The organism is Methyloceanibacter marginalis (assembly GCF_001723295.1).
Classification (GTDB): domain Bacteria; phylum Pseudomonadota; class Alphaproteobacteria; order Rhizobiales; family Methyloligellaceae; genus Methyloceanibacter; species Methyloceanibacter marginalis.
The window spans coordinates 1-7704 of sequence record NZ_LPWD01000266.1 but is presented as its reverse complement, the minus strand read 5'-3'; the positions used below and the strand labels follow the sequence as shown (position 1 = coordinate 7704).

Here is a 7704-nt window from a genome sequence, read left to right as displayed (position 1 = left end):
ATCTTCCCCCAGGCTTTTCCGTCACGGGCCCCTCCCATGGCCCCCAGTGCGCAGCAGCCGCGCCCAGCCGCGCCGACGCTGCGCCTCCGGGCCAGGGCACGACCATGATGCCCGTCACGCCCAACCGCGCCCCCACCGGCGCCGCCAGGGCCTAGCGGGTCACTGGAGACGCCCGAGGGAGGCAGCGGAACCAAGGTGGCCGCCGCCGAACTGACAGCGGGCATCGACCAGACCGGCTCGGTGCCGCTTGCACCGGTCCCGGTTCCCGCCCTGATCGAAGAATCGCCCTATGGGCCGCTGCCGAAGATCGCCATCGATGGGCGCCGCGCGGCCGAGGTTTACGCTCGCCCGTCGAATTACGCGAACGTGGCGGGAGGGCCGCCGCGGGTCGCGGTGCTGCTCAACGGGCTCGGCGTGCCCGGCGCGCCAGACGGAGACATCATCAAGGGCCTGCCGCCGCCGATCAGCATCGCTTTCGGCGCCTACGGGCGCAGCCTCCAGGAGCGAGTATCCCAAGCCCGCGCGGAGGGCCACGAGGTTCTCCTCGCGATCCCCCTGGAGCCAAACGACTACCCGGCCGAAGACCCCGGCCCACACACTCTCCTCACCACCCTCCCCACAACCGAAAACATCAAGCGGCTTCAATGGCTGATGTCGCGCTACACCGGCTATGTCGGCGTGACCAATTACATGGGCGCGAAGTTCGAGACGACATCGGCTTCGCTCAAGCCGGTCCTCGAAGAGTGAAGCGCCGCGGCCTCATCTATTTCGATGACGGCAGCGTCGAGGGCTCGACGGCCGGCGAGATCGCCAAGGATTTGGAGCTCGAATATTCCACGGCGCAGGTCCGGCTCGATGGCGCCACCTTGGACAAGGCGTTGGCCGAGTTGGAAGCCGCCGCCAAGGCGCAAGGCGCGGCCATCGGCGTCGCCAAGGCGGAGCCGGGGACGGCCAAGCGGATCGCCGATTGGGCCGGCTCGCTGGAAGAAAAAGGCCTCGTGCTCGTGCCCGTCAGCGCCGCCATGCGGTCTCCGCGGCAAAGTTGACCTCCGCATCATGATGGATAAGTCCTCGCTGCCCTACCGGCCTTGCGTCGGCGTGATGTTGCTCAACGCGCAAGGCTTGGCGTTTGTCGGCCGGCGCTCGGAGCGCAAGGGCGCCTCCGAAGGCGAAGGCCAGTGGTGGCAAATGCCCCAAGGCGGCGTGGACCCGGGTGAAACAGCCGAGGAGGCGGCCCGGCGCGAACTCTGGGAGGAGACGGGGGTCCGCCGCGCGGCGTTCATCGCCCAGACCGAGGATTGGCTGCTTTACGACCTGCCGCCTGAGCTGGTGGGCGTCGCCTGGCAGGGGCGCTTTCGTGGGCAGAAGCAGATGTGGTTCGCCGCACGCTTCGAGGGCACGGAAAGCGAGGTCGACCTCCGGCCGCGGCCCGACCATCAGGCGGAATTCGACGCGTGGCGCTGGGTGCCGGTGGCGGAACTGCCAGACCTTGTGGTGCCGTTCAAGCGTGACGTCTACGCCGCTGTCGTCGCGGCATTCGCCCCTCTGATCGAAAAGAGCCGAGCTTAGAGGTGGAGAGTCGCCTGGACTTGGCGGAGGTGCTCGAGCTTGGTCTGAGCGCGGTCGCGTGCATCGTCGGTCAAATCGGCGACGTCTTCCTCGGCGTCCTTGATCGCTTGCACCAGTTGCTCGGCCTTCAGCTCATCGAGATCGATGGCTGTCTCGGCCAAGACGGTCAGACCCGCTGGGTTCACCTCGGCGAAGCCACCCCGGATGAAGAAACGCTGGCTCTTGCCGCCGGGAAAGCCGATGTCGAGCAGGCCGGGACGTAAGGTCGTGAGCACGGGCGCGTGGTATGCAAGCACGGTCATGTCGCCTTCCGCGCCCGGCACCAGGACCTGCTCCACCTCGTCGGAGAGAGAAGCCGCTCCGGCGATACCAGCTCGAATTTGAACGGATCGGGCATTGGCTACGCGGCCTCGGCGGCAAGCTTCTCGGCCTTGGCCACGGCTTCGTCGATGGTGCCGACCATGTAGAACGCCGATTCCGGCAGGTGGTCGTAGTCGCCTTCGCAAAGGCCCTTGAAGCCCTTGATCGTGTCCGCGAGATCGACGAACACGCCGGGCGAGCCGGTGAAAATCTCGGCCACGTGGAAGGGCTGGGACAAGAAGCGTTCGATCTTGCGGGCGCGGGCCACGACGATCTTGTCCTCTTCCGACAGCTCGTCCATGCCGAGAATGGCGATGATGTCTTGCAGGGCCTTGTAGCGCTGCAGGATTTCCTGCACCCGGCGGGCCACCGCATAGTGCTCTTCGCCGACGACGAGCGGCGAGAGCATGCGCGAGGTGGAATCGAGCGGGTCCACGGCCGGGTAGATGCCCTTCTCGGCGATCGACCGCGACAACGTGGTGGTCGCATCAAGATGCGCGAAGGAAGTAGCGGGGGCCGGGTCGGTTAGATCGTCGGCCGGCACGTAAATCGCCTGCACCGAGGTGATCGACCCCTTGTTCGTCGTGGTAATCCGCTCCTGCAGCGCGCCCATGTCGGTGGCAAGCGTTGGCTGATAGCCCACCGCCGAGGGAATACGGCCAAGCAACGCCGACAGCTCCGAGCCGGCCTGGGTGAAGCGGAAGATGTTGTCCACGAAGAACAGCACGTCCTGACCCTGATCGCGGAAATACTCGGCGACGGTCAGGCCGGACAGAGCCACGCGGGCGCGGGCGCCGGGCGGCTCGTTCATCTGGCCGTACACGAGCGCGCATTTGGAGCCCTCGACGGAGCCCTCCTTTGGGTCCTTGTTCACGCCGGACTCGATCATCTCGTGATAGAGGTCGTTGCCCTCGCGGGTCCGCTCGCCCACGCCGGCGAACACGGAATAACCGCCGTGCGCTTTGGCGACGTTGTTGATCAGCTCCATGATGAGCACGGTCTTGCCCACGCCGGCGCCGCCGAACAGGCCGATCTTGCCGCCTTTGGCGTAAGGCGCGAGCAGGTCCACGACCTTGATGCCCGTGATCAGGATCTCCGACTCCGTCGACTGATCGACATAGGCGGGAGCCGGGGCATGGATCGGGCGCGTCTCCTCGGTTTCGATGGGACCGGCTTCGTCCACGGCCTCGCCGACCACGTTCATGATGCGGCCCAGGTCTTCCTCGCCAACCGGCACGGCGATGGGCTTGCCCGTATCGGTTACCTCCTGGCCACGCACCAAGCCATCGGTGCCGTCCATGGCGACCGTGCGGACGGTGTTCTCGCCGAGATGCTGAGCAACCTCGAGGACGAGGCGCGAGCCGCCATTGTCCGTTTCAAGCGCGTTCAAGATCTCCGGCAGATTGTCGTCGAACTGCACGTCGACCACGGCGCCGGTCACCTGGCGGATATGCCCTTTCGCGCCCTTGCCCTCGGCGACCTTCTTCGCTTGCTTCTTGGTCTCTGCGACCACGGGTTTATTTGCCATCGTTCCGTTCCTTCGAGTGACTAAAGCGCCTCGGCGCCGGAGATGATCTCGATCAGCTCCTTAGTGATCTGGGCCTGGCGGGTACGGTTGTAGTTGAGCGTCAGCTTGCCGATCATATCGCCGGCATTGCGGGTGGCGCTGTCCATGGCGCTCATGCGCGCGCCCTGTTCGGAAGCAGCGTTCTCGAGCAGCGCCTTGAAGACCTGCACGGTGATGTTGAGCGGGAGAAGATCGGTGAGAATCTCGTCTTCGTCCGGCTCGTATTCGTAGACGGCGCCGCCGAGGTCCACGCTGGCTTCGCTCTCCGTCGGGATCGACGCCGGAATGATCTGCTGCGCGGTCGGGATCTGGCTGATCACCGACTTGAAGCGCGAGAAGAACAGTGTGGCGACGTCGAAACCGCCCTCATCGAACAGGGACAAAACTTTTCGGCTGACCTGTTCGGCGTGTTCGAAAGTGAGCTGGCGCACGCCGCGGAACTCGATCGTCTCGATGATCAGCCCCTGGTAGTGGCGGCGCAGTTGGTCGTAGCCCTTCTTGCCGACGCAGAGAATCTTCACCTCGTTGCCGTCAGCCAGAATGCGATTGATGTGCTCGCGGGCAAGCCGCACGATCGCGGAATTGAATCCGCCGCACAGTCCGCGCTCGGAGGTGCATACGACAAGGAGGTGGACCTTATCCTTGCCGGTGCCGACCATCAGCGGCGACCCGCCTTCCCGGCCCTCCAGGGCCTTGGCGAGGTTGGCAAGCACCGCCTCCATCCGCTCCGCATAAGGCCGCGCAGCTTCGGCCGCGGTTTGCGCGCGGCGCAGCTTCGCCGCGGCCACCATCTGCATGGCCTTGGTGATCTTCTGGGTCGCCTTGACCGAGGCGATACGGTTGCGGAGCTCCTTCAGGGACGCCATGGATCAGCTCACGCAAAAGCCTTGGTGAACTTCTCGGCGGCGTCCTTCAGCTTCTTGCCGGTCTCATCCGAAATCTGCTTCTCGTCACGAATGGTGTCGAGAATGTCCTGATGCTCGGTATGCATGAAGCGGAGAAATTCCTCTTCGAAGCGGTTGACGTCGGGCACCTTGACGGTATCGAGATAGCCGTTCACGCCCATGTAGATAACCGAGACCTGCTCCTCGACCTTGAGCGGCGAGAACTGTTGCTGCTTCAAAAGCTCGGTGAGGCGTGCGCCGCGATTCAGGAGGCGCTGCGTGGTGGCGTCGAGGTCGGAGCCGAACTGGGCAAAGGCGGCCATCTCACGATACTGGGCGAGCTCGCCCTTAATCTTGCCGGCGACCTGCTTCATGGCTTTCACCTGGGCGGCCGAACCCACGCGCGACACCGAGAGGCCCACGTTCACCCGCGGGCCGGATGCCTGATAGAACAAGTCGGTTTCGAGGAAGATCTGGCCGTCGGTGATGGAGATCACGTTGGTGGGGATATAAGCCGACACGTCGTTGGCTTGCGTCTCGATCACGGGGAGCGCGGTCAAAGATCCGGAGCCGTTATCTTTGTTCAGCTTGGCAGCGCGCTCCAGAAGCCGTGAATGGAGATAGAACACGTCGCCCGGATAGGCCTCGCGTCCGGGAGGACGGCGGAGCAGGAGCGACATCTGGCGGTAGGCCACGGCCTGCTTGGACAGATCGTCGTAGGTGACGAGCGCGTGCATGCCGTTGTCGCGGAAATACTCGCCCATGGTGCACCCGGTGAACGGCGCCAGAAACTGCATCGGCGCCGGATCGGACGCGGTTGCGGCGACCACGATGGAATAGGGAAGGGCGCCGTTGTCCTCGAGGATCTTGACGAACTGCGCCACGGTCGAACGCTTTTGGCCGATCGCGACATAGATGCAGTAGAGCTTGGCGCTCTCATCGTCACTCTCGTTGATCGACTTCTGATTGAGGATGGTGTCGAGAATGATGGCGGTCTTGCCGGTCTGGCGGTCGCCGATGATGAGCTCGCGCTGGCCGCGGCCGATCGGGATCAGCGCGTCGATAGCCTTCAGGCCCGTCTGCATGGGCTCGTGCACGGACTGGCGGGGAATGATGCCAGGGGCCTTCACGTCCACGCGGCTCTTCTCTTCCGCCTCGATCGGGCCTTTGCCGTCAATCGGGTTGCCAAGGGCGTCGACCACGCGGCCGAGCAGCGCCTTGCCCACCGGTACTTCCACGATGGCGCCTGTCCGCTTGACGATGTCGCCTTCCTTGATGTGGCGGTCGTCGCCGAAGATCACGATGCCGACATTGTCGACCTCGAGGTTCAGCGCCATGCCTTGCGTGCCGTCGGCGAAGGCGACCATCTCGCCGGCCTGGACCTTGTCGAGGCCGTAGACGCGGGCGATACCGTCACCGACGGAGAGCACCTGGCCGACTTCGGCGACTTCGGCTTCCTGTCCGAAATTCTTGATTTGGTCCTTGAGGATCGCGGAGATCTCGGCGGCCCTGATATCCATTTTAGCCAACCTCTTTCATGGCGTGCTTGAGACTAGTGAGTTTGGTGCGAAGCGAGGTGTCGATCATGCGGCTGCCCACCTTGACCATGAGGCCGCCGATGAGGCTCGGATCGACTTGCTGATCGAGCATGACGTCCTTGCCGAGTGCGGCCTTCAACGCCTGCTTGAGCGCGGTGACTTGCGTATCCGTGAGCTTCGCCGCGGCGGTGACCGTGGCGCTCATCTCGCCGCGATGGGCGGCGAGCAGGGCACGGAAGGCGCGGATCATGTCGGGGGTGGCGAACAGGCGCCGGTTTCTTGAGACGAGCAGCAGGAAATTCTTGGTGAGCCCTTCGACCTTAAGCTCGTCCAGGACGGCGCCGAGCGCCCGGCCTTGCTCTTCGGCCGAGAACATGGGGCTTTTCACCAGCCGCTGGAGGTCCTCGATCGCGTCGAGCGCTTCGCCGAAGCGGTTCAGATCCGTTTCGATCCGCTCGAGCGCCTTTTCCTCGAGACCCAACTCGAACAGGGCGGTGGCGTAGCGGCCCGCAACGCCCGATACGATATGGTCCTCGCTTGCCACTTTTCCGCTCAACGCCTCTTGCTCAGGGGCGGGCGCTGCATGAGCCGTCCCACCCTCGGACCCCGGTAGATTCTGGGATTAGAGCCTCCGCGTCGACGGGAGAAATCCCCCGAAAACGCCCCTTCGGAAGCCCCGCGGAGGCTCTAACACAGGGCGAAAGGGCGCGCAATATGATGGGCACATCGTGCGGCCGAGTGCGCGCTTTTGGGGCGACTCAGAGGAAACTATAGGGGTCGATATCGACTCCGAGCCGCGTATCGCCGCGCGCCTTGGGCACGTTCCCGAGCCACACCCGCAAATAGGCCTGGAGGTGGGCCTCGCGCGCGGCCTTGACCAGAAGGCGGTAGCGATAGCGCCCCCGGATCACCGACAGCGGGGCCTCGGCCGGTCCCAGAACCTGGATTTTCTCGGCAGGCGGCGCGGCGCGGGCCACCTCCCGGGCATAGGCTTCCGCCACCGCCCGGTTCCCCGCGGTCACCAGGATCGCGGCCAAGCGCCCGAACGGCGGCATGCCAGCCTCGCGCCTGGCCTCGATCTCCTGGGCGTAGAAGGCGTCCCGGTCGCCGGCCACCAATGCTGCGATCACCGGGTGCTCGGGCATATAGGTCTGGATCAGGCCCCGGCCCGGAATCGCCTCCCGGGCCGGCGCGGCCCGTGACCTGGCTCAGGAGCTGGAAGGTGCGCTCGGCGGCGCGCGGGTCGCCTTGGGCGAGGCCGAGATCGCCATCGATCACGCCGACCAGCGCGAGCCCTGGGAAGTGATGCCCCTTGGCCACGAGCTGGGTGCCGATGACGATATCGACTTCCCGCTCCTCGATCTCGCGCAAGGTCTCGCGCAAGTCTGAGATCGATGGCGTCAGATCGCTCGACAGCAGCGCGCGGCGGGCTTCGGGAAAGAGCTCCGCCACCTCCTCGGCGATGCGCTCGATGCCCGGGCCGCAGGCCACGAGGGAGTCCTCGGCGCCGCAGCTCGGGCACTCATGGGGGATGGGTAAGAACTTGCCGCAATGGTGGCATTCGAGCCGGCGCCGGAACCGATGCTCGACCAGCCAGGCGGCCGTCTCGGTCTCGGATGCATTCAGCCCGAGACGTGGACCGAGCTCGCGGGCGATGCGCGCGCCGGGGGCGGAGTGGTCCTCGTCGCGGCCTTTGGCGATGTCATGCACGAAGGCGGCGACATAGAGCGCGCGGCGATTGTCGATGGTCCGGACCACCTCGCTCGAGACGGGATGATCGGACCGA

Annotated in this window: 6 protein-coding genes and 2 pseudogenes; 2 read left to right on the top strand and 6 right to left on the bottom strand. The window is 65.3% G+C overall.

Annotated elements, in window-relative coordinates; translation table 11 throughout:
• Positions 1–195 precede the first annotated feature (195 nt).
• Both AUC71_RS22715 and AUC71_RS10215 read left to right on the top strand, forming a co-directional pair.
• Positions 196–1046 (top strand): annotated as a pseudogene (locus AUC71_RS22715) (divergent polysaccharide deacetylase family protein).
• Positions 1047–1056: 10 nt separating this feature from the next.
• Positions 1057–1569 carry an RNA pyrophosphohydrolase gene (locus AUC71_RS10215; protein ID WP_069624176.1) on the top strand — a complete coding sequence of 171 codons (513 nt, stop codon included), beginning with the start codon at positions 1057–1059 and terminating at the stop codon, positions 1567–1569.
• Here AUC71_RS10215 and atpC read toward each other — a convergent pair.
• From atpC to priA, 6 genes and pseudogenes are all read right to left on the bottom strand, one after another.
• Complete coding sequence (gene atpC, locus AUC71_RS10210; RefSeq protein ID WP_342021835.1) at positions 1566–1907, bottom strand: ATP synthase F1 subunit epsilon; 342 nt, start codon at positions 1905–1907, stop codon at positions 1566–1568. The genes AUC71_RS10215 and atpC overlap by 4 nt on opposite strands.
• 62 nt (positions 1908–1969) lie before the next feature.
• A complete protein-coding gene (gene atpD / locus AUC71_RS10205) occupies positions 1970–3457 on the bottom strand; it encodes a F0F1 ATP synthase subunit beta (RefSeq protein ID WP_083238262.1) in 1488 nt (495 codons plus the stop codon).
• Positions 3458–3477: 20 nt separating this feature from the next.
• Positions 3478–4362: a F0F1 ATP synthase subunit gamma gene (locus AUC71_RS10200; protein ID WP_069624175.1), complete on the bottom strand. Its 885-nt coding sequence runs from the start codon at positions 4360–4362 to the stop codon at positions 3478–3480.
• Positions 4363–4370: 8 nt separating this feature from the next.
• Positions 4371–5900 carry a F0F1 ATP synthase subunit alpha gene (gene atpA / locus AUC71_RS10195; protein WP_069624174.1) on the bottom strand — a complete coding sequence of 510 codons (1530 nt, stop codon included), beginning with the start codon at positions 5898–5900 and terminating at the stop codon, positions 4371–4373.
• A gap of 1 nt (position 5901) precedes the next feature.
• Positions 5902–6462, bottom strand: coding sequence for a F0F1 ATP synthase subunit delta (locus AUC71_RS10190; protein WP_069624179.1), 561 nt, complete (start codon positions 6460–6462; stop codon positions 5902–5904).
• A 214-nt stretch (positions 6463–6676) separates the two neighbouring features.
• Positions 6677–7676 (bottom strand): annotated as a pseudogene (gene priA / locus AUC71_RS17810) (replication restart helicase PriA).
• Positions 7677–7704: the final 28 nt, after the last annotated feature.